We start from the raw sequence: 23,868 nt of genomic DNA on the forward strand, positions 1-23,868 counted from the left end.
TGATCATACTTTAATCGGACTTACGGATTTTGAGAGATATTTTGGGCAAATTATCTTTAAAAAAGATATTTAATCAAAGGTGTAACCAAAAAACCACCAATCCCACAGATAATCACGAGGAATAAAACTTTCCACCCTACAGTTAATGTAACTCCCATAGCTAGTAAAGTCAAAAAAACGAAATTGAGAGTAAAGCTTAAAAACACAATTGGTGGGGGAAATGGCTTTTTATCTTCAAGTTTTTTGATTAACCACAAAATTTCTTGGGTATTTTTAGGTCTTTCTTTGGGGTTATACTCCATTAAATTATCAATGAGATTTTTGAATTGTTCGGAAAATCCTATGGCTTGATCTCGCCATAATAACTCTTCATTCTCAAATAGTAAATTTGGTTTTAAATTTTGATCGCCGGGAAAAATTGCTGTTAGCAAGTGAACAAAAGTACGACCCAAAGAAAAAAAATCGGATTTATAGTTTAATTCCCATGTTCCTTGTCGTTGTTCTGGTGAAGAATAGCCTAGTGTTCCAATTATTGTATTGGCTATAGTTTGTCTTTGAGTTTTTTGGATAGATTCTTTAACAATGCCAAAGTCAATCAAGACTAATTGACCATTAGGTTTTAACATGATGTTATCTGGTTTAATATCTCGATGCACATAATTCTGACTATGAACATGATCTAAGATATCAGTCAATTGTTTTAACCAATCAATAGCTTGTGCTTCATTGGCAATTTTTTGATTTAATCTCAGCCATTTGCCCAAATCCTGCCCCTCGATTTTCTCCATGACTAAACCATGTAAAATTTCTTGAGTGTGAGGACATGAAAATTTAAGATATCCATCAATTTCTACCTTGGGTATTCCGGGATGATTTAAATTACTTAATACCCTATATTCCTGTTCAAATAGTTTCAGGATTTTGGGATTACTGGAGTAATCCAAATTTAAAATCTTGATGACTTTATGATCACCATTCACGCAATCATCTGCTTCAAATGTCTTAGCAAAACCTCCGTCTCCTAGTTCTTGAATAATATAATAACGACCGCTGATAAAATCTCCTGGCTCAATCATAGTTTTTCTCTCTTGTTTATTTTCATAGTTTATCATTTTATAGACAATCTATAGCTTTATTATAGTTAATCGGCACAAAAGTAGCCCCAAAGGTTGAACATTCGGTAGAGACAACACGGATGATTTGGGAAATGTTTTCTTTCCTATCTCCATTGTCATCAAAAGAAATAGTTCCTGAAGCTCCTCCCGTCACTTTTAAGGTGGTTAATTGCTCCCGTATATCCAATCGTTGTTTTTGCAAAGAATTTTTTATAGACACCTTTTCTAGAGCCTTTGTTAAAACCAAGGTAGCATCATAGGACATTGCGGTTTTATCATTTATAGAACTTGTTCCCCAAACTTCTTTAGCTGTGCGAAGCATCTCCTGATTAGGACTGGTTAAACGATGCCAATGAGTGATGACCAAAAGCTTTTTAACAATATTTTTTCGATTGAGTATTTGAGTATCATAGAGAACCGATTGACCTGCCATTGGTAGTTGATCTTGATTAACATCAATTAAGCTTAAAGTGTTTTTAATACTGTTAGAATTTACCCGACCATCAGGAATGAGAATAAGTGCCTTAGCTCCTTGTTTCTTAACGTCATTTAAGGTATTATTAGCAATAAAAGTAGAGATAGATATATCTCTTTCAATGATCTTATTTGCACCCAATTGATTACGAAATTCTTCAAAGGCAGATTTACTATAAGTGCTAGTTGGTGTGTAAAAAATAGCTACTTTTTCTCCCGTATTTAATTGGGATAATTGCAATTTCTCAATTAACATGGGAGTCTGAACCTTAACACTAGAAACAGTCCGAAAGAAGAAATTTTTGGGATATTTCTTACCATCTAAAATAGTTTCGCGTAAAGCTGTAGCAGATGCAGAAATAACAACAACTTCCTGGTGTTGATAAACAGGTAAAGCTTCTTTAGTGAGTTCGGATGTATAATGTCCCATAACTGCCACTATGTCATCTTTAGATAGCAGACGTTGAGCTAAGTCATTAACTGTTTTAGGATCATTTGCATCATTAACAATAACGATTTTTAGACCGGGATAATTAGTATTTTGGTTAAAATCTTCTTGAACTTGTGCAACACCTCTTAAAATAGATTCTGCGAAATCTCGAGCCTCCTGATTAATAGGAATAACGACAGCAATGGTGTAACTTTTTCTGCCTTTCTGCATCAATTTGGCATTATTCAGGTAGATCAAAGTTTCCGGGTTATTTTGATCTTTTTTTCTCTCATTAGTAAAAAAATCAACAGCTTGTTGAAATTTACCTTCTAAAAAAAATGGGAATTTTTCTTGAGTGAAAAGACTTTCTTCTCCACAGGAGAAATTATCATTTAATTCAAAATTTTTGCACCAAGTGGGAGTAATATCTAATATCTCTACTATCTGTTGAATAAATCTTGGGTTAATAATCCAATATCCCCAAGCAACAAAACCGATCAGCAAAATTAATGATAATCCTCTGATCAAGATTGAGCCTTTACGAATTTTTATGCGGAAATTTCTCATTGAACTTAGCCTTTTAGTGATAACGTCTTTTTATATATTTTTTAATTAAAGGATTTAGAATCCAAAGGGCTTCAGATTCTTGTATTTCTCCCTTTTCGATTAAACGAATTTGCCATAACTTATTGACAGCTTGAGTAATTTCTGCTTGAGGGATAGAGGGAAAATATTTAAATATTTGATGCGTTAATTTTGGTTCTGGTTCAGCAGCTAATTTTTTGATAATATTTCTTTCTAAATTTAACAAATAAGAAAATTGTTTATCTAATATACCAAGCATGACATCGTGCATAAAAATTGTTCCTTCTAGGAATTTAGGAATTTGACCATTATGGATATTTTTAATCATTTCAGCGGCCAAATTCAAAGCTAACGGATGTCCTTGGCAGCATTTAATCAGTGCTTGAATTCCGGGTTCAAAAAGTCCCAAGTTTGTCAATAGAGCTTTGGCTTCTTGATTTTTTAATCCAGATAATGACAACTCATTAATATTTTTTCTGTTCAGAAGTAAATCCATGATACTAGGTTTGTGTATACTCATAAAAATCAAGCAGCTTTTATGTTTTGATTCCCCAACTTTTGACAAAAATTTTTCATAATTAGAGTAATTTTCTTGTTGTTGTGCCGATGCTTCACCATTTCCTGTTACTGCTTCCCATTTATCAAAAATTAGCAAACAACGATGCTGATTTAAGTGATTAATTAGATGACTAATTCTATTATTTATATTTGTTTCTGGATTGTGGGCTGGGAAATAACGTTCTATCTCAGTCAAAATCTCTTCCAACCCGGGGGAATACTCAAGACTCTTCCAAATGACATAATCAAAATGCCTGTAAATATTTTCAACTAACTCTCTTACCAGTGCGGTTTTACCAATCTTGCTCATCCCCAAAACCCCCACCACACGACTGTTTTCTGTGACTATCAATCTTTGTAAATCACTCAGTTCTTGAGAACGTCCATAGAAATCACCGAAATCTGGTGCTTCATGTAAATTTAGATGTGATCTATGTAATATCTTTGAAAGATGGTTATTTTTTCCTGCTATAACTTCTTGATTATTTTGTTCTAAAAGTTGTGTTAAAACTAACTTGCAATTCTTTTTGTTAATATCTGTGTCTGTGACTTCCCGCAAGCGTTTGAATAATTTGGGGGCTTTTATATTCGCTATAGTGCTTAATTCGTAATTCGGAATATCATCACTCATCTTGCTGTAAGATTTTCCTGCCAAAGAATATTTTAAAATTGCTTCTTCACAAGGATCTAAATTTAGATCTATTCCTTTTAAGCGCTGCACCCAATCTTTTAATAGTATGACCAGTTCATCCATAGTCCAGTTCTCCCTCCACAGAATATTCTGGATTGTATCTTAATTTGCATTAACTTTATTAACTTTATTAACTTTATCACTGAAGTAACTTAGTGATGACAATCAAATGGCCGTCATAGATACTTTTTTATGTAAGGACAAAAAAAGAGGTTACTATGGTTTGCCAACAGTTAATGACTAATCTTGATGATCGCGGAATCTTGGCTTCCCAGGTTGCGAAAGTCAACAGAGAAGATGATACCTTCAGAACTATACAAGTGCAATCACGATTATTATACAGAATTTCGTCATCCCTTACTAATTACGCAGGGGATGATGATGATCCTATTGTCCCACCTAGTTAAATTAGACCTTCGCTATGAGACTGGGAATTAATTCCCAGTCTATTAATCCTCAGAACCTTCTACCACTTCCAATAAACTCCGCAACATCCAGTAAGCGGAAGTACCACCGGGATCTTGATGTCCGATACTGCGATCGCCTAAATAACTCGCTCTACCCTTTTTTGCTAACATCGGTATAGTCTGTTTTAATCCCTGTTCTGCCGCTGTGACAGATGCCTCTAAAGCGACAACAGTATTTGAGTTATCTCTGATTGCCTGTTCAAAAGCTGTAACAGCAGGAGATAATACATCCACCATTGTTTTATCTCCCAACTGTGCCTTACCACGCTCAATTACACCATCTAAACCAGATTTTAGTAATTCCAGCAGATCCGCTGCTGTTAATTCTTTTTTCCCATTTGTGACTTTACTGGCTCTTAAAAACCAAGTTCCATACAATGGACCACTGGCACCACCAATACTAGAAATTAAGGTCATACCCACAGTTTTCAAAATACTGCTAATATCTTGATCGGCAAAACTGGGTAAAATATTGGTAATTTTTTTAAACCCACGATCCATATTAATACCGTGATCAGCATCACCTATGGCTGCATCTAATTCTGTCAACTGCTCCTTATGATGCTCAATTACATGAGCAAACACTTGTAACCAGGCGATGATTTGCACCTGAGTAACCATTTTAAACCCCCCAGCGTAAACTTGGCGTTTTGACTGGTCTATCCCAAAGACGGATCATCTCATCATCCAATTTTAGCAGTGTGATGGAGCAACCTTGCATATCTAATGATGTCATGTAGGGTCCAATTAGATTTCGCACGATTTGCAGTCCTTCCAATTCACAGATTTCTGCGAGTTGACGATAGACGAGATAGAGTTCCGCAATGGAAGTCCCACCCATACTATTAACATAAGCCAAGAGGCGATCGCCTTTTTGCAATGGTTTATTTAATAGTTCCAAATCTACCCAGCCAATTTTATCATCCCACTCCCGGACTATCCGACTATAATTTGTATCTCTAATAAGAGAATTTACTAAAATCTCCGTAATTTCATCACCTGATTTCCGGGGAACTCGTTCTCTTCCTGGTTCTCCATGAATACCAATTCCTAATTCTATTTCATCGTCACCTAAAATAAAAGTAGGTGTTCCTCTTTCAGGAACTGTACAGGAACTCAAAGCTATACCCATACTTCTACCATTGACATTCACTTTTCTACACAAATCTGCCAATTGATGTAAATTATATCCTTCTGCTGCTGCTGCTCCACAAATTTTTTCTGCTAATACTGTTGTGCCTACACCCCGTCGGCCTTGAGTATAAAGACTATCTTTAACAGCTATATCATCATCAATTAAAATATTGGCAGTGCGGATACCTTGACTATGAGCTAATTCTATAGCCATTTCAAAGTTCATCACATCACCGCTATAATTTTTAACAATATAAAGAATACCAGCGCCACCATCTACCTGTGTTGAGGCTGCTAACATTTGGTCAGGGGTGGGTGAGGTAAAAATCTCTCCAGGACAAGCAGCATCTAGCATTCCTTGACCAACAAAGCCGCTGTGCATGGGTTCGTGACCACTACCACCACCAGAGATAATAGCTACCTTTCCCTGTATGGGAGCGTCGGCTCTATAAACAAATGTCGGCTCATAGTTGATTTTAATTAAATCCCTATGTGCTAACATCATACCCTGGAGACTTTCCCGGACGAAGTTTTCTGGCCGATTAATCAGCTTTTTCATAGTTTGAGTCTACTGAAAAAATTCTTAAAATAACTATACCTCACGGCGGAATTTAAAATTCTCGAAAATTCTTACCCATTACCTAATTTTCGTTGTAATCGTTGACAAAATTGATATATTTCCGGTAATCGGCTATAAATTGCCGATGCTTTCAGGTATATTTTGTGGGATACCGCTGGAGTACCAGAAACAATTTCCCCCGGTGCTACGTCTTTGTGGACACCACTTTGAGCCGAAGCTATGGCTCTGTCTCCAATTTTTACCTGATTGGCAATTCCCACTTGTCCAGCTAAAATTACCCCATTTCCAACTTTTACACCTCCAGCCATACCTGCTTGACCTGCTATGGCGCAACCAGCCCCGATTTTACTACCATGTCCTATCTGGACTAAATTATCAATTTTGGTATTTTTACCAATTCTCGTTTCTCCCACTGCGGGACGGTCTATGGCTGTATTACAACCTACTTCGACTCCATCCTCTAAAACAGTATAACCAGATTGTTCCATTTTTAACCAACCTGTGGGGGTAGGAACAAAACCAAAGCCTTCTGCACCAATGACAGCGCCGCTATGAATGACGCAATCTGCACCAATTAAACTTCGTTCATGAATGGTACAATTAGCGTGTAGGATGGTATGATTGCCTATTTTCACTTCTGGATAAATAACGACATTGGGGTGAATTATGGCCAAATTGCCAATTTCCACACCTTGAGAAATGACGACATGAGGACCAATATAAACATTATTCCCGATGTGGGCTGTGGGGTGAATAACTGCGGTAGGATGAATTTCTGCACTAGGATGGTATGGTTGATAGAATAGAGCGATCGCTTTGGCAAATAGTAAGCGTGGTTCTGTAGTTGTTAACCATGCAATACCCCTGGCCGTTGCTTGGATTTGCAATTTTTCATCTTCTGGTAAAATCAAAGCACTTGCACCGGTAGAATCAATCAAAGACGCGAATTTTGTCCCTTCTACATAACTCAAAGTACCAGATTTAGCTTCATCTATGGCAGCAACTCCAGTAATTTCTAAATCCTGATCTGGTTGTATAGTCAGGTTTTCGGCTTTAACAGCTTGGCCAAGTTGGCTGATGATTTTACTTAATTTCATAATTATTTACTAAAAATTTCTACAGATTTTTGTCTCACGCAAAAGCCCAAAGCCAGAAATAGGTTAATTGTCTTGTGTTGTTTTGATCATGGACTGACCAGCTAAATATGCGGTTGTCCAAGCACTTTGGAAGTTAAAGCCACCAGTGATGCCATCAATATCTAATATTTCCCCCGCAAAATGCAAGCCCGGTACTAATTTACTTTCCATTGTTTTAAAGTTAACTTCTTTGAGGTTGATACCTCCACAAGTGACAAATTCTTCTTTAAATACACCTTTACCTTTAATTGCGTATTCTCCCTGAGATATTTCCTGGACTAGCTGATTTAAAGTTTTATTAGATATGGCTGCCCAACGATCTTCTGTGGTAATATTGACACGGTTAATCAGATATTGCCAAAGACGATGAGGTAATTCTACACCACGATGTAAGGCGATCGCTTTTTTTCCCCATGTCGATTTTACATTTAAAAGTTTTTCTCTCACTTCCTCCTGTGATAATTCCGGCAACCAATTGATTAATAATTGACATTGATAGCGGTGGTCATGGAGAATCCTCGCACTCCAAGCGGACAGTTTCAACACTGCTGGACCACTTACACCCCAATGGGTAATTAATAAGGGTCCTGTTTGTTGTAATTGGGTTTTACCTGGAAGGGATAACCGTAAATTTACAGAATTAACGCTAATTCCTGCTAATTCCCGTAATTGACTATCTGCAATATTCAGGGTAAAAAGAGAGGGTACAGGAGGTTCAATTTCATGACCTAATTCCCTAGCGATTTTATACCCAGCTAAACTACTACCTGTAGCCAAAAGTAAGCGATCGCATTTTTTACTTTCTCCTGATTTGAGGAGAATTTCAAAACTGTCATTTTTGCGAGTGACAACAGTTACAGGTGTACCAATGCAGATTTCTATTTTAGCCGCAAAAGCAGCTTTAATCAAACATTCCGCAATAGTTTCCGCTCGATCTGTAATGGGGAACATTCGGCCATCGGCTTCAGTTTTTAAGTTTACCCCATGAGCCGCAAACCAGGCAATAGTATCTAAAGGTTGAAAGCGGGTAAATGCACCTAATAAGGCTTTACCACCTCTAGGGTAATTCTGGACTAAACGCTGTGGTTCAAAACAAGCATGAGTAACATTACAACGACCTCCACCGGAAATTAGCACTTTCGCCAAGGGTTGACGACTGGCTTCAATTAAAGTAACATGAGCTTGGGGATTAGCTTCAGCACAAGCGATCGCACCGAAAAATCCCGCAGCCCCACCACCAATAACGACAATTTGCAAGGGTAACAAAATCAAAAATCACAAGTTTCCGTAATATCCAGATCCCCAACTTCTGCAAGAGGATGAGGATCTGTCTCCATATTACTCTTCATATAACTCAAAGTCATCTTTTTGGGCGGCACAAACCGGACAAACCCAATCATCTGGAATATCTTTAAAAGCTGTTCCTGGTGCTATACCGCTATCTTCATCACCTATTTCTGGGTCATAGATATAACCGCATAAGCTGCATATATATTTTTGCATCTTCTTTGCCTATAAACGCCACCATCTTTTTGAAGAATAACTTAAAATTGCCAATGCGATCGCCCCAAAAAACAGTAAAGTAATTAAACCACCAGGAAAATTAGTAATAATACCAAAACCTCTGAGTAGAAATAGGGCTACACTTATACCCAAGAGAATACCAAAACCCTGGATTAATTTGCCACTTAAGGAAGATTGACTCACGGTGTTTTCCTCTTAACTCCAATTTACGCGCTGATGCAGAAATTATGATCTGATCATTTAAAATCAACTTTAGACTAATTGTCTGCGAAAAATCCATGAATTTGACTGTAATTAAAATCAAGCGACGTAAATTCAATTAAGCCCAAATAAAAAATCGGTGAAAAAGTCGCCAAAATTACTATATCTGCGAGAATATCATATATGTCAAACTCCAATCTTAAAAGTATAGCTGATGCCAACTTACCATTATCAGATATACTCTGGAATCAAGATCAGCAGAGATTATTGATTCAGGGTGAAGTATTACTACAAACGAAATCCCATACTAACTGGGGTGGTGCTGTTACCGCTTGTATGTATATTCCCCTAACTAGATCTCATGTTTGGCAACAAATTACAGATTACCCCCGTTGGGTACAATATTTTCCTGACATTACTAAAAGCGAAGTTATCTCTAAAGGAGATATTAAACGTCTGTATCAATCTGCACAAAAAGCTTTTTTATTTTTCACGGCTCAAGTAGAAATTTATCTGCGTGTGGTGGAAGTAGTGGGACAACAGGTTCAGTTTCGCATGGAAAGAGGCACATTTACAGATTTTCATGCTAATTTAGAACTTAAAGACATGGGTAATGGTACCCTATTAGCTTATACTGTACAAGCCACCCCCAATATTCCCATTCCCTCAATTTTTATTCAACAAGCCATGAATTTGGAATTGCCAGCAAATCTCTGTAAAATGCGACAAGTGCTTTGTAATTATAAATAATAGCAATGTCCCAGGCAACTACCATTTTGGATTTTTGGTTTGGTCATGCAAATGACCCCAACTATGGGAAAATTCAACCATTCTGGTTTGATAAACAACCAGATTTCGATAGTAAAGTCCGCAACCTGTTTCTAGAAGCTTACCAAAAAGCGGTAGCAGGATATTTGCATGATTGGATGAATACACCCCAAACCTGTCTGGCTTTAATTCTATTGCTGGATCAATTTCCCCGGAATATGTTTCGTGATAGTCCTCAAGCCTTTGCAACGGATTGGGAAGCACTGTCATTAGCAAAACAAGCTATAAACAAGGGCTATGATAGACAACTATTGGCTGTACAACGCTGGTTTATTTATCTACCCTTTGAACACAGTGAAAACCCAGATGATCAACGGAAGTGTATTAAGCTGTTTCAACAACTTAGTCATGATCCTGATAGTGCTGAAGCGATCGCTTCAGCTTTTCGACATAAAGAAATAATTGCCCGATTTGGTCGTTTTCCCCATCGTAACGCCATTTTAGGGCGTATTTCCACCCCAGAGGAGGAGGAATTTTTAGAAGAACCAGGTTCTTCATTTTAAGTTGCTTAGTAGTCAGTAGTCAGTGGTCAGTGGTCAGTGGTCAGTAGCAAGAAAAATACTTCTCCTCTGCACCCCTGAACCCCTGGCTCTAAACCGTAAACACTTCTGCGGGTAAGCGATTAAAGGAAAGACGCTCATTTTGCACATCTACAAAAATAGTGTCACCGTCACTAAAATCACCCCGTAAGATGGCTTTGGCTATTTGGGTTTCTAATTCCCGCTGAATAGCCCTTTTTAAGGGTCTTGCACCAAATACTGGATCATATCCTACTTCTGCTAAAAAGTCCAGGGCAGAACTCGATAATTTCAAAGATATTTTTCTGTCAGTTAATCTTTGTTTTAACCTATCTACCTGTAATTGGACAATATGCCGTAATTCTGATTTTTGTAAACTGTGGAAAATAATTAATTCGTCCAGACGATTTAAAAATTCTGGACGGAAACTATTTCGCATCGCTTCCATAACCCGATTCCGCATTTCGTCGTAACGGGTGTCATCCCCAGCTACATCAAGGATATATTGAGAACCGATATTACTGGTCATAATGATGATACTATTTTTAAAGTCCACTGTGCGACCTTGGGCATCTGTCACCCGACCATCATCAAGAATTTGTAGGAAAATATTAAAAACGTCAGGGTGCGCTTTCTCGATTTCGTCGAATAAGATCACCGCATAAGGACGACGACGAATGGCCTCGGTTAATTGTCCTCCCTCTTCATAACCAACATACCCCGGAGGCGCACCGATTAAACGGGAAACATTATGTTTATCCATGTATTCGGACATATCAATCCTTACCATGGCTTCCTCGGTGTCGAACATATAAGCCGCTAAAGCTTTAGCTAATTCAGTTTTACCAACACCTGTGGGACCTAAAAATACAAAACTAGCAATGGGACGGTTGGGGTCAGAAAGTCCAGCGCGAGAACGTTGGATAGCGTCAGCTACAGCGGTAACAGCTTCCTGTTGACCGACAACACGATGATGTAATTCATCTTCTAAATGTAACAGTTTTTCTTTTTCTGATTCTACTAATTTATGCAGGGGAATGCCTGTCCATTTAGAAATAATTTCCGCAATATCTGCTTCCGTGACTTCTTCCCGTAATAGTGATTTTCCGGTTTTTTGGGTTTGGGAAAGTTCGGTTTCTACCGCTTGTAATTGGCGGTGTAGGTCTGTTAATTTACCATATTTTAATTCCGCAGCCCGGTTAAGATCATAGTTTCTTTCCGCTTGTTGAATTTCTAAATTTACGCGGTCAATTTCTTCTTTAATTGACTGAATTTTAGTGATAATATCTTTTTCAGATTGCCATTGACTGCTGAGAGTTCTTTGATCTTCCTTTAAGTCAGCTAGTTCTTTTTCTAATCTTTCCAAACGTTCACGGGAAGCAGGATCACTTTCTTTTTGTAAAGAGAGTTTTTCCATTTCCAATTGCAGAATTTTCCGGTCTATTTCATCCAGTTCTTCAGGTTTAGAAGTAATCTCCATTTTCAGTCTAGCAGCGGCTTCGTCTACTAAATCAATGGCCTTGTCAGGGAGAAAGCGATCGCTAATATAACGATTAGACAAAGTAGCCGCAGCCACAAGAGAACTATCAGAAATTCTCACCCCATGATGGACTTCATAACGTTCTTTCAAACCGCGTAAAATGGAAATTGTATCAACCACATTAGGCTGATCTACATAAACTTGTTGAAAACGTCTTTCTAAAGCCGCGTCCTTTTCCAAATATTTGCGGTATTCATCCAAAGTTGTCGCCCCAATACAGCGTAACTCACCTCGCGCTAACATGGGTTTTAATAAGTTCCCTGCATCCATCGCCCCTTGGGTAGCACCTGCACCAACAACGGTATGAATTTCATCAATAAATAAGACAATATTGCCACCTGATTCTGTGACTTCCTTTAATACAGCCTTGAGACGTTCCTCAAATTCACCTCGGAATTTAGCCCCCGCAATTAAAGCCCCCATGTCCAAACTAATCAGTTTACGATCTTTGAGAGATTGAGGAACATCACCCGCAACTATGCGCTGTGCTAAACCTTCCGCAATTGCAGTTTTCCCCACCCCAGGTTCACCAATTAAAACCGGGTTATTTTTGGTTCTGCGGGAGAGAATTTGTACTGTACGTCTAATTTCATCATCACGACCGATTACCGGGTCTAGTTGACCTTTGCGGGCGGCTTCCGTGAGATCCCGACCGTACTTCTCTAGTGATTGATATTTACCTTCTGGATTTTGGTCAGTCACCTTTTGTTTCCCCCGAATTTCTTTAATAATATTTTTGAGTTTGTTTTCGTCTAAACCAAATTCTTGACAAAGACCCTTGCCAAAACGGTCATCTTTGGCGTAACCTAGTAATAAATGTTCAATAGAAATAAATTCGTCTTTAAATTCTTGACGATATTTTTCTGCCCGGTCTAACAATGTATCTAAACTGCGTCCTAAATATACGGAAGTGCTAGAACCGGATACCTTGGGTTGACGTTGAATAAACTGCTCAGTCCGATCACGGACTTTTTGCAGGTTTGCGCCGGCTTTGGTGAAAATCGCACTGGCCAGTCCTTCCTGTTCCAGTAACCCTTTCATCAGATGTTCACTTTCTAACTGCTGTTGCTGATACTGTTTGGCCACATCGGGGGTGTGAGCGATCGCTTCCCAGGCTTTTTCTGTAAATTGATTGGGGTTAGTCGGCTGCATAAGCTTTTAGAATAACAAACTACTGTTTAATAGGATCATTGTAAAAATATTTGGCGGAATAGCTAGATCGGTCTTCACATCTTTAAAATGTAGTATTATTGCCCAATGTGGAGTAATAAGTCGTCAGTTGTCGGTGTTTTTTATCTGTAACCTGTAACCTGTAACCTGTAACCTGTAACCTGTAACCTGTAACCTGTAACCTGTAACCTGTTCCCTGTTCCCTGTTCCCTGTTCCCTGTTCCCTATTCCCTATTCCCTTTTTTTGTAATTAAGACTTAATTACCAGATTGGACTTCTAGGTTTTTCAGAGGTGGATTTTTCCAATCTAAAGGATTTAATTATCGTGTCTTCCACAGTTTTCGCAAACTCTGGATAGGATTTGTCTTCAGCGCGATAGGTGAGAATATAGGCTTTTTTATCATTAACAATCCATACTTGCATTTCTTGGAAACTTACCTTGTGGATATTATCTCTGAACTCATAAACTACTTGATAACCTTGTGTTTCACCAAGTTGTATTTGTCCAGATTTGATAATTTTCGCATTTTGTCCTAGTGCTTCAATTTGTCTGATAGAAAACTTAGTATAATCTGCCAAAGTCTCCGACTGGAATAACTCATCTATAGTGATAAAAAACTCTGGAGTTAGAGAAGATGAGATCATATTTTTGGGAATAATTCGCGTTAATTTATCTATGGCTGGCGTTTCTTGCCAATTTTTAGGATATTTAAACTTAATCCCAGATTTTGCATATTCTACTACCTCTACTACTTCTACTACTTTAGTTGATGATTGCAAATAACTATTAACACCTATCACACCCGCAATTATTGGAATTATTAAAAACACCGATTTGATCAGTAAAGGTTGTAATGTTTTAAGTTGTTTAGGAATAATTGTCGTTGGTTCAGTCCGTGGTGTAGTTATTCGATATTCATTTACAGCCGTCATAACTTCTGCTGCTGACTGAAAACGGTGTCTAGGGTTAACCTTGAGCATTTTATCTAAAATATTATCTAGAGAAGGGCTAATAATTTTACTAGCTTGTTGTCGCCAATTTCGGTAATTATTGTTAAGGTAATCAACGGGAGTTGTACCTGTGAGTAACTCCAGACAAGTAACAGCCAAACTATATAAATCACTAGACGGATAAACTTCTCCTATTCTTCCTTCTTCCCTTTGTTCAGGAGAAGCGTACACCTTTGTAAAAATAGGTAGAGATTTTTTTATATTTGTTTCACCAGAAACAACTTGTTTCACCGCCCCAAAATCAATTAAAAATAGTTCTTGTGTTGCTGTTTCCCTAACAATATTACTAGGTTTAATATCTCGATGGATAGAATTTTGCTCATGAATAAATTGTAAAACCGGTAAAATTTGCTTTAAAAAATTTAAAATCTCTGTTTCGGAAAAACGACCTTTTCTTCTGAGTTCCTGAGATAGATTTTCACCCTCAATATACTGTTGTACTAAATATTTAAACTCAAGTTCTTCTTGTTGACCAAAAGCAGGAGCGGTAAAGGAAAAATAATCATATAAACTGGGAATATTCCCGCTCTTATCACCTAAAACTTCTAAAACCTGAGCTTCTCGTTCAAAAGCTGCTTTGATTCCTTCAACAATTTTGTCAACAATTTCCGGGTTCTTATATTCTTCTCGAATTTCATCAATTTTAATATTCAGTCGTTTGATTACACATTGACGCTGATTCACAGAATCTAAATCAATAGCTTGAAAAGTAGCACCAAATCCTCCTTTTCCCACAGGTTTAATAGTTTGATAATGTCCTCTTTTCCCCCTTAATATTAGAGGCATTCCACAAGCTTGACAGAATATTCCCGACGTAGTGTGAGGGTCTGGAGAGTCGGGAAAACGGTTTTCGGGACTAGGGCAGTGCGGTCGGGTACAATAGTACATGATAGAGGTACAGGATTAATCCATCAAGTTGGATTGTATCATAAAATTAACTTCCGAGTAAATATCTGAATATTTTCAAAAGATTAGTATATAATCAATTATGTGTGTATCAAGTAGCCTTGCTGAATTGAGACATGAAAATCAAAAATTCCATGTCTCAAACTCCCCGTCTCCGCGCCTCTGGGTGAGGAAAATTCATATTTTCACTCACCAACACCTATAAAGTTTAAATAAAAGTAGCACCATAATCACCAAAATTCAGTAATCAAAGGTCAAACATTATGCAACTACCAGCATTAACTAATACCTTAGCATTCACCGCATTAACAGTTACCCTGAGTGTTAACCCCGGTTTGAGTCAAGAGATTCCCAAGCAAGAAGTTAGTTTTGCTTGTCGTTCAATTTCTTACCAAGGTAATACGGAAAGAGTTCCCACTACCATGGCCTTCGTTCCCGACAAAAAACCTAACCCTTATGTACCCATAATTGCTTGGAAATCTGACTCCTTTCCCAGTAGCGAATGGACTCCTAAAAGACGCTGTGAACAAGTAAGTAAAAAATTCCAGCAATTTTACGAACAAGGCCGATTAGATTATTTAACTACCGGTAGGTTGAATGGTTTGGGAGTTATCTGTGCGGCTAAACCTGGTGAATGCAATAAAAACAATATTTTATTTAGCGTCAGACCAGGTGTAAATCCCACTACAGTTCTAGCTGAACTTGAGGATATCAGAGAAGGTAGAACTTCAGACCTAACTTGGCAAAATTCAGGTGAAAATACTTACTTAAATCTGGGTGAATATCTCAAAAATATCTCTAAATAACAAAATACCCCACCCTAACCCTCCCCTTGCGAAGGAGAGGGGACAGGATTCCGGTTTCCCCCCTTTACGGGGAGTAAACTCCGGTTTCCCCCTTTTACAAGGGAGGATTAAGGGGGGTAAATCACTACTGATAAAAACACTATTTAACTAATCATGAAACGTCAAATCGCTATTATCTCCTGCTTACTGCTGCTACCTTATCCAGTGTCAGCAATAGAAACCCAAACCAAGACAACAAAACTACTTACACAGACCTCACAAAGGTGCAAATTACGACCAGCAGACCCAGAAAACGGTATTTATTCAGAACCACAATTACAAACCATTGCTAAACAAATTACAGTTAGAGTCAGAGACAAAGAAAGAGGCGCTTCCGGGACAATTTTCGCTAGAAAAGGTAATTCTTATTTAGTAGTGACTAATTCCCACGTTGTCAGAAGAATTAATAACATCAATATTATCACAGCCGATGGTCAAAAATATGCAGCTAAGATTTTACCTAATACTAACTTTGATAAATTCGATTTAGCCATAGTAGAATTTACATCTAATCAAACATATTGTTTACCATCAGAAATTGCTGACAGAATCGCCTCCTTTGATATTAACTTAGAAACACCGGTTATAGCCGCAGGTTATGCTGTATCTGAGGATAAATTAGTATTGACAACAGGAAAAGTACAACAAATAATTTCTCAACCGAGTTTAAAAGATGGTTATGAAATTGGCTATACCAGCGATATTCAACAAGGAATGAGTGGCGGTGCAATTATTAGTAATACAGGAAATTTAATAGGAATTAATGGCATTAGTTCCTATCCTTTGTCCAATACTGCTTATATTTATACCAACGGAAAACGCCCCACAAATCCAGAAATTCAAGAATTTAGAAAACTCAGTTGGGGAATACCCATTAAAACCGTTTTAGCTCAGGTCAAACCAGAAATTCTCACCGCTTATAATTTACCTATACCAGATATTAAACAGACAATAGCAGAAGTACCATTAACAGGGTGGTTAGGAGAATTAGAAGCAAAAGCCAAACAAATTACCGTCAGAATTGATAGCAGTAGCGGTAGTAATGGTTCAGGGGTTATTATCGCTAAACAAGGAGATATTTACACCGTTTTAACTGCTGCTCATGTAGTTTGTAAACCACCAGATAAAGTAGGACCATGTGAGCCAAATACTTATAAAATCCTCACAGTAGATGGTAAACAATATCCCGTAGAACCAAGCACGATTAAATTAGAAGCAGGGGTAGATTTAGCAGTAGTTAAATTCACCAGTCGGGAAAATTATCAAGTTGCGACTTTAGCAAATTATCCCACCAAAGATTTTGAATATATGTTCACTGCGGGTTATCCCAGGTTAGGAGAAAAATCACCTTGGCGGTTCACATTGGGACAGATTTATAGTAAAGAAAAAGGATTATTACAAACTACCCAATCAGATTTTAACAATAACAGTTCTGGTACAGCCCAAAGTGCAGTTTCTTTAACAGGAGGATATGAATTAGTTTATAGTAGTATCACTTTTGGCGGTATGAGTGGGGGACCAGTTTTAGATTCCCAAGGACGAGTCATTGGTATTCATGGCAGAACTGATGGAGAAACTGCTATTGATAATAATAGTAATAGTCAAGAAACTATCCAATTAGGTAATAGTTTGGGTATTCCGGTGAGTACATTTTTGGCATTAGCTACCCGACTGAATACCCAAGCCCAAAAGATAGAAACCACCCCACCACCAGAACTAAATCAACAAAAAGTTAAGTCTATTCAAACAGCGATTTTATCAGTAGATGTTTCCCAAGGCAATACTACCGCCAGTCAATGGTTAGAAAGGGGAAATCAACTGTGGCGCTTAGGTCGTTATTCAGAAGCAATACAGGCTTTTGAAGCAGCAATTAACCAAAAACCAAAGTTTATTCACCTGGCTTATTATGGTAAGGGTTTGGCGTTATATTGGAGTGGAAAAGATCCAGAGGCTATAACTGCATTGCAGCAAGCGGTGCAATCTCAACCTGATTTTGTTCCTGCTTGGATTTATTTAAGTGTAGTTTATAGAGAATCAAACCAACTGGATAAAGCCTTAGCAGCCATAAATCAAGCCATTCAACTCCAGCCTAATAATCCTAATTTGTATAATGAGAAGTGGGCAGTTTTAAAGGATTTAAAAAGATATAGAGAAGCAGAGGCAGCGATAAATAAAGCCATTGAACTCAGTCCCCGTGCAGCATTTTACATCAACCGGGGACTTGTCCGTGCTGATTTAGGAGATAAGCAAGGAGCAATAGATGATTACAACCTAGCTATCAAGATTAATCCTAACATTGCCCAAGCCTACTACAACCGGGGAATTGTCCGTGATGATTTAGGAGATAAGCCAGGAGCAATACAAGATTACAACCTAGCTATCAAGATTAATCCTAACGATGCCTATGCCTACTACAACCGGGGAATTGTCCGTTATGAATCAGGAAATAAGCAAGAAGCAATAGATGATTACACCCAAGCTATCAAGTTTAATCCTAACTATGCCAATGCCTACTACGGCCGGGGAATTGTCCGTAATGAATTAGGAGATAAGCAGGGTGCAATAGATGATTACACCCAAGCTATCAAGTTTAATCCTAACTATGCCAATGCCTACTACGGCCGGGGAATTGTCCGTAATCAATTAAGAGATAAGCAGGGTGCAATAGATGATTACACCCAAGCTATCAAGATTAATCCTAACGATGCCTATGCCTACTACAACCGGGGAATTGTCCGTGATGAATTAGGAGATAAGCAGGGTGCAATAGATGATTACACCCAAGCTATCAAGTTTAATCCTAACTATGCCAATGCCTACTACGGCCGGGGAATTGTTTATTATCAACTTGGTGACAAACAAAAAGCCAGAGAAGACCTGCAACGAGCAGCGCAATTGTTCAAGGCTCAAGGGAATACTGCCCTTTATGAACAAACAATGGGTTTATTAAAAGAGTTGTAGGGAGTTTCTTTGGTGATGTTAATTGTGATTTTGTCAGAATCAGGTGGTTATCGAGTTTCGACTACGCTCAACTACCGCGACTTGTACTGAGCAGTTCGACAAGCTCACTGTAACACTTGTCGAAGTAAGTCGAGATAATGTCCAGGATTTGAGGATTAACAGGATGTGATTGTGAGATTTTCCCTCTTTCCCTGGTTCTGCTGGGGAATGTTCACAGGAGGCTTTGGATGATAACAATAATATTTTGTCAGAATCAGGTGGTTATCGAGCGAAGTCGAGATAATGTCCAGGATTTAAGGATTAACAGGATGTGATTGTGAGATTTTCCCTCGTTCCTTGGCTCTGCTGGGGAATGCTCACGGGAGGCTCTGCCTCCACTATATTTCCCTCGTTCCCTGGCTCTGCCGGGGAATGCCCACGGGAGGCTCTGGATGACAACAATAATATTTTGTCTGAATCAGGTGGTTATCGAGCGAAGTCGAGATAATGTCCAGGATTTAAGGATTAACAGGATGTAATTGTGAGATTTTTGGTTTGTCTTTGCGTTTTTGGGTGAGATAAACAGGCCAGCAGAATTGATTGTATAAAAGATTTGGATTTGATGTAGGGGTAGCGCCCCCGTGCTTACCGCTGTTTTTGGGGCAACTACGGGGGGTTGCCCCTATGGAATTTTGTCTGAATCAGACAATTTTAATTTATGCTATACTGAAATTAAACTCAATTAACATATTCCTCTGGAAAGCTGCCAATTACCACATCCCACGTAAAAACACAAATATATTGGTGATTTTTAAAGCTATTTCATCTGTTATATTATTACTCAATAGTTATACCATGCCAGCGAAAGATATATACCATAATGAAGTCAAGAACGCATTGATAAAAGATGGTTGGACTATTACAGATGATCCTTACTTTATTAAATATGAAGATGCTGAACTTTACGCTGACTTAGCAGCAGAAAAACCAATTGCGGCAGAACGTCAGGGACAGAAGATTGTTGTAGAGATCAAGAGCTTTGTGGGTAAGTCTCTAATGTATGATTTTCACAGTGCCTTGGGACAATACATAGTATATCGGAAACTTATTCAACTTACTCAACCAGAATATAAACTTTATTTAGCAATTGATGATGTTGTTTATGATAAATTTTTTCAACGTCAATCTGTACAAGCAGTCATCCAAGAAAATCACCTTCTATTGATAGTTGTAAATACAAAAAAGGAGGAAATTCAAAAATGGATAAACTAGAACAGTACCGTAATATCATCAAAAATATATTGATGGAATATTACAAAATGAGTAATCCTCAAAATGTTAAAAATGGCGAAAATGGTGAAATTGAGGCTACTGAACGGTTAGCTTTTGATGACCAAAGAGATCAATATATTTGGTTTCGGTTTGGTTGGGATGACAAAAAACAAATACAACATATTATCATTTATCTTTGTATTAAAAATGGTAAAATTTGGGTGGAAGAAGATGCAACTAATTTATGTGTTGTTGATGATTTACTATCAGCAGGAATACCCCAAAGTGATATTGTTTTAGGTTTCCATCATCCCAGTAAACGCAGTTTAACAGAATTTGCGTCGGCTTAAAGAGGTAAACTTGAAGCCCACCCGGCCAACATAATCCTCTGGAAAGCTGCCAATTACCACATCCCACGTAAAAACACAAATATATTTCTGTATAATTTAAAAAACAACAACTTTGCATTAAACTATTAGAAAAGTGCAGTCAAAGTGGTGATATGGCAATTCAGTCAACAGCAGAAACTTTATTTCAAACTGCTTATGAAAGTCGTTACACTTGGGATGAGAATTTTCCTGGCTATGCTGCCAATGTGCAACTGCTACAGGAAGGTGAGGTTTATAGTGGTAAGATTCAGATTGACCCCAGCCTGAATATACAAGTTACAGAAGTCGCAGATCAACAAATAGCAGCAGGAATTGATATTCAGTTACAGGAAGTAGTTACCCGCTGTCAAAAAACCAGTTTTTTAGATTCCTATGGTCAACATGAGTTTATTTTAGGTGAGTCGGTAGAAAATGATGGTGTAATGGTTTTTGTCAAGGGTGGGAATACTGATTCTCACTATCAAATCCGTAACCAAAAAATATATCAAGAGGTTCGGGTTATGGGTCGTATGGCCTTGGAGATGAATTATGATGATTTTCTAGCTACAGACTGCGGTTATATCCCTTCTGCTTATCATGTGGTTTTTCGTAATTCGCAAACAGGTGATGTTAATAGCATTCTCAAATTTACGGATACATATCAAAAGTTTGGTGATTATTACATTTTGACAAACCAGGTAGTAGCAGAGTATGAAGACGGAAAAACTGAAACTCCCCAATCAATTACTGAGTTTGTTTATTCTCAGATTCAGTTAAGTAACAACTGAAAACGGACAACGGACAATTATCAGCCTAAACTAGATCATTAGCAACTCGGATAATTACCAATTTATCAAGAAGTAGGACAGGAACAATGCAATTAACGCTAGAAAATGTAGAAACCGTACTAGATGAAATGCGCCCTTATCTCATTTCTGATGGTGGTAACGTAGAAATTGTCGAATTAGATGGACCAATTGTTAAACTCCGGTTACAGGGTGCTTGTGGTTCTTGTCCCAGTTCGACTATGACTTTGAGAATGGGTATTGAACGTCGTCTCAAGGAAATGATTCCTGAAATCTCTGAAGTAGAGCAAGTTATCTAACCCGTGAGTAATTGGTAATTGGTGATTGGTAAGATATTCCTATTACCCATTACCCATTACCTATTACCTATTACCTATTACCTATTACTACTCTTTTATAAATCTTATGTCTCATCCTCTCCACGTTGCATTTATCTGGCATCAACATCAACCTTTGTACAAGTCTCCTGAAAATGGCAGTTCTCTGGTGACTAGTCAACAGTATCGCTTGCCTTGGGTCCGTTTACATGGAACTAAGGATTATTTGGATTTAGTATTATTGTTAGAAAAGTATCCTAAGTTGCACCAAACGGTAAATTTAGTACCTTCGTTAATATTACAACTGGAGGATTATGTTGCGGGTACGGCTTTTGACCCCTATTTAACTGCTAGTTTGACTGCTGTGGAACAGTTGACCCGGGAACAAAAAGAGTTTATTATTCAACATTTCTTTGATGCTAATCATCATACTTTGATTGATCCCCATCCTCGTTATGCCCAGTTATATTATCAAAGACAGGAACAGGGACAGCAATGGTGTTTAGCAAACTGGCAATTGTCAGATTATGGTGATTTATTAGCTTGGCATAATTTGGCTTGGATTGATCCTTTGTTTTGGCATGACCCGGAAATTGCTGCTTGGTTAGAACAAGGACGTGATTTTAGTTTAGGCGATCGCCAGCGCATTTATTCCAAACAGCGGCAAATTCTCAGTCAAATTATTCCCCAACATCGGAAAATGCAGAAAAGTGGTCAACTAGAAGTTACCACGACTCCCTATACTCACCCAATTCTGCCTCTATTAGCTGATACCAACGCCGGACGGGTAGCAGTGCCGCAGATGACATTACCTAAACAGCGGTTTGGGTGGGTAGAAGATATACCTCGACATCTACAAAAATCCTGGGATTTATATATAGATAGATTTGGACAAGAGCCTAGAGGTTTGTGGCCTTCGGAACAGTCCGTTAGTCCAGAAATTTTACCGTATATTATTAAACAAGGTTTTAAATGGATTTGTTCAGATGAAGCGGTTTTAGGTTGGTCATTAAAACACTTTTTTCATCGCAATGCTGCGGGAAATGTACAGCAACCACAATTGCTTTATCGTCCCTATCGTCTGCAAACTGCTGCTGGTGATGTATCTATAGTTTTTCGGGATCATAGGTTATCGGATTTAATTGGTTTTACCTATGGATCTATGCCGGCAAAGAAAGCAGCAGCGGATTTAATTGGACATTTGCAAGCGATCGCTAAACAACAAAAAGAAAGTGACGATGATCAACCTTGGTTAGTGACAATTGCTCTAGACGGGGAAAATTGTTGGGAATTTTATCCCCATGACGGTAAAGACTTCCTAGAAACACTATACGAAAGTTTGAGTCATGAACCCCACATCAAACTTGTCACCGTTTCGGAATTTATTGACCAATTCCCTCCCACCGCAACCATAAAAAGTGAACAACTCCATAGCGGTTCTTGGGTAGATGGCAATTTTACCACATGGATAGGAGACCCGGTTAAAAACCGCGCTTGGGACTATCTCACCGCAGCTAGACAAGTATTAGCAAATCACCCGGAAGCTACAGAAGAAAACAACCCCGCAGCCTGGGAAGCCTTATATGCTGCTGAGGGTTCAGATTGGTTTTGGTGGTTTGGAGAAGGCCATTCTTCTAACCAAGATGCCATTTTTGACCAATTATTTCGGGAACATCTGCACGGTATTTACAAAGCCTTAAATGAACCTGTGCCACCCTATCTCCACAGTCCCCTAGAAATCCATGCAGCCCGTTTAGACCACAGACCAGAGGGATTTATCCATCCTAACATAGATGGTAAAGGTGATGAGCAAGATTGGGATAGAGCCGGACGGATAGAAGTGGGTGGTGCGAGGGGAACAATGCACAGTAGTAGCACTGTTCAGCGTCTTTGGTATGGTGTAGACCATTTAAACTTTTACGTGCGGGTAGATTTTAAAATCGGTGCTGTTCCCGGTCGGGACATACCACCAGATTTACACCTATTCTGGTATTATCCTGAGCGGACAATGGTGAATAGTTCCATACCTTTAGCTGAAGTACCAGATACAGCACCCTTAAATTATCTATTTCACCATCATTTAGAAGTGAATTTACTGAGTCAGTCGGTGCAATTTCGAGCAGCAGGAGACAATCATTTATGGTATCCTCGTGCTACTCGCGCTCAAGTTGCTTTAGATTCTTGTCTAGAAATAGCAATACCTTGGGCTGATTTGCAAGTTCCTCCAGATTATCCTCTACGGTTAATTTTGGTGTTATCTGATGATGGTTGTTTTTCTAGTTATGTGCCGGAAAATGGTTTGATTCCTATTGATGTTCCTTAGTGGTAATTCCCGATTTTTATCGGGAATTCTGGTTTTTGTTTCGCGCAGATTCCCTCCAAACAGGGAGGAAAATTACAGCAGTTATCCGTTTATGAAGTACAGATATTAATGATAAAACTCTTGTGGTGC

Annotated in this window: 21 protein-coding genes; 10 read left to right on the forward strand and 11 right to left on the reverse strand. The window is 38.3% G+C overall.

Features of this window, described 5'->3' with window-relative positions; translation table 11 throughout:
* Positions 1 to 56: 56 nt before the first annotated feature.
* The 3 genes from FFO06_RS06750 to FFO06_RS06760 all read right to left on the reverse strand — a co-directional run bounded on the left by FFO06_RS06750 (position 57) and on the right by FFO06_RS06760 (position 3,916).
* A complete protein-coding gene (locus tag FFO06_RS06750; protein ID WP_162501180.1) occupies positions 57 to 1,076 on the reverse strand; it encodes a serine/threonine protein kinase in 1,020 nt (339 codons plus the stop codon).
* Positions 1,077 to 1,113: 37 nt separating this feature from the next.
* Positions 1,114 to 2,523 (reverse strand): ABC transporter substrate-binding protein, encoded by a 1,410-nt coding sequence (locus FFO06_RS06755; protein WP_236097083.1) that lies wholly within the window; start codon positions 2,521 to 2,523, stop codon positions 1,114 to 1,116.
* Between the two features lie 76 nt (positions 2,524 to 2,599).
* Positions 2,600 to 3,916 carry a helix-turn-helix domain-containing protein gene (locus tag FFO06_RS06760; protein ID WP_137907342.1) on the reverse strand — a complete coding sequence of 439 codons (1,317 nt, stop codon included), beginning with the start codon at positions 3,914 to 3,916 and terminating at the stop codon, positions 2,600 to 2,602.
* A gap of 155 nt (positions 3,917 to 4,071) precedes the next feature.
* Between FFO06_RS06760 and FFO06_RS06765 the strand changes: the two genes are divergently transcribed.
* Positions 4,072 to 4,260, forward strand: coding sequence for a hypothetical protein (locus FFO06_RS06765; RefSeq protein ID WP_137907343.1), 189 nt, complete (start codon positions 4,072 to 4,074; stop codon positions 4,258 to 4,260).
* A 42-nt stretch (positions 4,261 to 4,302) separates the two neighbouring features.
* On the opposite strand, the gene dhaL is transcribed toward FFO06_RS06765, so the two are convergent.
* The 6 genes from dhaL to FFO06_RS06795 all read right to left on the reverse strand — a co-directional run bounded on the left by dhaL (position 4,303) and on the right by FFO06_RS06795 (position 8,877).
* Positions 4,303 to 4,941, reverse strand: coding sequence for a dihydroxyacetone kinase subunit DhaL (gene dhaL, locus FFO06_RS06770; RefSeq protein WP_137907344.1), 639 nt, complete (start codon positions 4,939 to 4,941; stop codon positions 4,303 to 4,305).
* A gap of 1 nt (position 4,942) precedes the next feature.
* Positions 4,943 to 6,013, reverse strand: coding sequence for a dihydroxyacetone kinase subunit DhaK (gene dhaK, locus FFO06_RS06775; RefSeq protein WP_137907345.1), 1,071 nt, complete (start codon positions 6,011 to 6,013; stop codon positions 4,943 to 4,945).
* 71 nt (positions 6,014 to 6,084) lie between these two features.
* Positions 6,085 to 7,131 carry a UDP-3-O-(3-hydroxymyristoyl)glucosamine N-acyltransferase gene (gene lpxD / locus FFO06_RS06780; protein ID WP_137907346.1) on the reverse strand — a complete coding sequence of 349 codons (1,047 nt, stop codon included), beginning with the start codon at positions 7,129 to 7,131 and terminating at the stop codon, positions 6,085 to 6,087.
* 63 nt (positions 7,132 to 7,194) lie between these two features.
* Positions 7,195 to 8,436: a BaiN/RdsA family NAD(P)/FAD-dependent oxidoreductase gene (locus FFO06_RS06785; RefSeq protein ID WP_137907370.1), complete on the reverse strand. Its 1,242-nt coding sequence runs from the start codon at positions 8,434 to 8,436 to the stop codon at positions 7,195 to 7,197.
* A gap of 72 nt (positions 8,437 to 8,508) precedes the next feature.
* Positions 8,509 to 8,673, reverse strand: coding sequence for a rubredoxin (gene rd / locus FFO06_RS06790; RefSeq protein WP_137907347.1), 165 nt, complete (start codon positions 8,671 to 8,673; stop codon positions 8,509 to 8,511).
* Between the two features lie 9 nt (positions 8,674 to 8,682).
* The gene (locus FFO06_RS06795) at positions 8,683 to 8,877 is read right to left on the reverse strand and encodes a hypothetical protein (RefSeq protein ID WP_137907348.1); all 195 of its coding nucleotides are present in this window, start codon (positions 8,875 to 8,877) and stop codon (positions 8,683 to 8,685) included.
* A 201-nt stretch (positions 8,878 to 9,078) separates the two neighbouring features.
* Between FFO06_RS06795 and FFO06_RS06800 the strand changes: the two genes are divergently transcribed.
* A complete protein-coding gene (locus tag FFO06_RS06800) occupies positions 9,079 to 9,645 on the forward strand; it encodes an SRPBCC family protein (protein WP_137907349.1) in 567 nt (188 codons plus the stop codon).
* Positions 9,646 to 9,650: 5 nt separating this feature from the next.
* Positions 9,651 to 10,226: a DUF924 family protein gene (locus FFO06_RS06805; RefSeq protein WP_137907350.1), complete on the forward strand. Its 576-nt coding sequence runs from the start codon at positions 9,651 to 9,653 to the stop codon at positions 10,224 to 10,226.
* An 88-nt stretch (positions 10,227 to 10,314) separates the two neighbouring features.
* Here the strand turns inward: FFO06_RS06805 and clpB are convergent, their stop codons facing one another.
* A complete protein-coding gene (clpB, locus tag FFO06_RS06810; RefSeq protein WP_137907351.1) occupies positions 10,315 to 12,933 on the reverse strand; it encodes an ATP-dependent chaperone ClpB in 2,619 nt (872 codons plus the stop codon).
* A gap of 279 nt (positions 12,934 to 13,212) precedes the next feature.
* A complete protein-coding gene (locus FFO06_RS06815) occupies positions 13,213 to 14,850 on the reverse strand; it encodes a serine/threonine-protein kinase (protein WP_236097084.1) in 1,638 nt (545 codons plus the stop codon).
* A 281-nt stretch (positions 14,851 to 15,131) separates the two neighbouring features.
* Here FFO06_RS06815 and FFO06_RS06820 point away from each other — a divergent pair, with 281 nt between their 5' ends.
* The 7 genes from FFO06_RS06820 (at position 15,132) to FFO06_RS06850 (ending at position 23,739) form a co-directional block, all read left to right on the forward strand.
* A complete protein-coding gene (locus tag FFO06_RS06820) occupies positions 15,132 to 15,674 on the forward strand; it encodes a COP23 domain-containing protein (protein ID WP_137907352.1) in 543 nt (180 codons plus the stop codon).
* 153 nt (positions 15,675 to 15,827) lie between these two features.
* The gene (locus FFO06_RS06825) at positions 15,828 to 18,674 is read left to right on the forward strand and encodes a tetratricopeptide repeat-containing S1 family peptidase (protein ID WP_137907353.1); all 2,847 of its coding nucleotides are present in this window, start codon (positions 15,828 to 15,830) and stop codon (positions 18,672 to 18,674) included.
* Positions 18,675 to 19,508: 834 nt separating this feature from the next.
* The gene (locus FFO06_RS06830) at positions 19,509 to 19,925 is read left to right on the forward strand and encodes a XisH family protein (RefSeq protein ID WP_028090069.1); all 417 of its coding nucleotides are present in this window, start codon (positions 19,509 to 19,511) and stop codon (positions 19,923 to 19,925) included.
* The gene (locus FFO06_RS06835; RefSeq protein ID WP_137907354.1) at positions 19,913 to 20,275 is read left to right on the forward strand and encodes a XisI protein; all 363 of its coding nucleotides are present in this window, start codon (positions 19,913 to 19,915) and stop codon (positions 20,273 to 20,275) included. The genes FFO06_RS06830 and FFO06_RS06835 overlap by 13 nt, the downstream gene beginning before the upstream one ends.
* A 152-nt stretch (positions 20,276 to 20,427) precedes the next feature.
* On the forward strand, positions 20,428 to 21,081 hold the full coding sequence (locus FFO06_RS06840) for a DUF3386 domain-containing protein (RefSeq protein ID WP_137907355.1): 654 nt from the start codon (positions 20,428 to 20,430) through the stop codon (positions 21,079 to 21,081).
* An 86-nt stretch (positions 21,082 to 21,167) separates the two neighbouring features.
* Positions 21,168 to 21,398 carry a NifU family protein gene (locus tag FFO06_RS06845; RefSeq protein WP_028084912.1) on the forward strand — a complete coding sequence of 77 codons (231 nt, stop codon included), beginning with the start codon at positions 21,168 to 21,170 and terminating at the stop codon, positions 21,396 to 21,398.
* Positions 21,399 to 21,504: 106 nt separating this feature from the next.
* Positions 21,505 to 23,739, forward strand: coding sequence for a glycoside hydrolase family 57 protein (locus tag FFO06_RS06850; RefSeq protein ID WP_137907356.1), 2,235 nt, complete (start codon positions 21,505 to 21,507; stop codon positions 23,737 to 23,739).
* Positions 23,740 to 23,868 lie beyond the last annotated feature (129 nt).

Source organism: Dolichospermum planctonicum (genome assembly GCF_005402965.1).
Classification (GTDB): domain Bacteria; phylum Cyanobacteriota; class Cyanobacteriia; order Cyanobacteriales; family Nostocaceae; genus Dolichospermum; species Dolichospermum planctonicum.

Excerpts from the sequence above, each read along its gene's own strand:
- FFO06_RS06750 (WP_162501180.1), bottom strand. The coding sequence starts at position 1,076 with ATGATTGAGCCAGGAGATTTTATCAGCGGTCGTTATTATATTATTCAA.
- FFO06_RS06760 (WP_137907342.1), bottom strand. The coding sequence starts at position 3,916 with ATGGATGAACTGGTCATACTATTAAAAGATTGGGTGCAGCGCTTAAAA.
- FFO06_RS06765 (WP_137907343.1), top strand. The coding sequence starts at position 4,072 with ATGGTTTGCCAACAGTTAATGACTAATCTTGATGATCGCGGAATCTTG.
- dhaL (WP_137907344.1), bottom strand. The coding sequence starts at position 4,941 with ATGGTTACTCAGGTGCAAATCATCGCCTGGTTACAAGTGTTTGCTCAT.
- dhaK (WP_137907345.1), bottom strand. The coding sequence starts at position 6,013 with ATGAAAAAGCTGATTAATCGGCCAGAAAACTTCGTCCGGGAAAGTCTC.
- lpxD (WP_137907346.1), bottom strand. The coding sequence starts at position 7,131 with ATGAAATTAAGTAAAATCATCAGCCAACTTGGCCAAGCTGTTAAAGCC.
- rd (WP_137907347.1), bottom strand. The coding sequence starts at position 8,673 with ATGCAAAAATATATATGCAGCTTATGCGGTTATATCTATGACCCAGAA.
- FFO06_RS06800 (WP_137907349.1), top strand. The coding sequence starts at position 9,079 with ATGTCAAACTCCAATCTTAAAAGTATAGCTGATGCCAACTTACCATTA.
- FFO06_RS06805 (WP_137907350.1), top strand. The coding sequence starts at position 9,651 with ATGTCCCAGGCAACTACCATTTTGGATTTTTGGTTTGGTCATGCAAAT.
- clpB (WP_137907351.1), bottom strand. The coding sequence starts at position 12,933 with ATGCAGCCGACTAACCCCAATCAATTTACAGAAAAAGCCTGGGAAGCG.
- FFO06_RS06815 (WP_236097084.1), bottom strand. The coding sequence starts at position 14,850 with ATGTACTATTGTACCCGACCGCACTGCCCTAGTCCCGAAAACCGTTTT.
- FFO06_RS06820 (WP_137907352.1), top strand. The coding sequence starts at position 15,132 with ATGCAACTACCAGCATTAACTAATACCTTAGCATTCACCGCATTAACA.
- FFO06_RS06825 (WP_137907353.1), top strand. The coding sequence starts at position 15,828 with ATGAAACGTCAAATCGCTATTATCTCCTGCTTACTGCTGCTACCTTAT.
- FFO06_RS06830 (WP_028090069.1), top strand. The coding sequence starts at position 19,509 with ATGCCAGCGAAAGATATATACCATAATGAAGTCAAGAACGCATTGATA.
- FFO06_RS06835 (WP_137907354.1), top strand. The coding sequence starts at position 19,913 with ATGGATAAACTAGAACAGTACCGTAATATCATCAAAAATATATTGATG.
- FFO06_RS06840 (WP_137907355.1), top strand. The coding sequence starts at position 20,428 with ATGGCAATTCAGTCAACAGCAGAAACTTTATTTCAAACTGCTTATGAA.
- FFO06_RS06845 (WP_028084912.1), top strand. The coding sequence starts at position 21,168 with ATGCAATTAACGCTAGAAAATGTAGAAACCGTACTAGATGAAATGCGC.
- FFO06_RS06850 (WP_137907356.1), top strand. The coding sequence starts at position 21,505 with ATGTCTCATCCTCTCCACGTTGCATTTATCTGGCATCAACATCAACCT.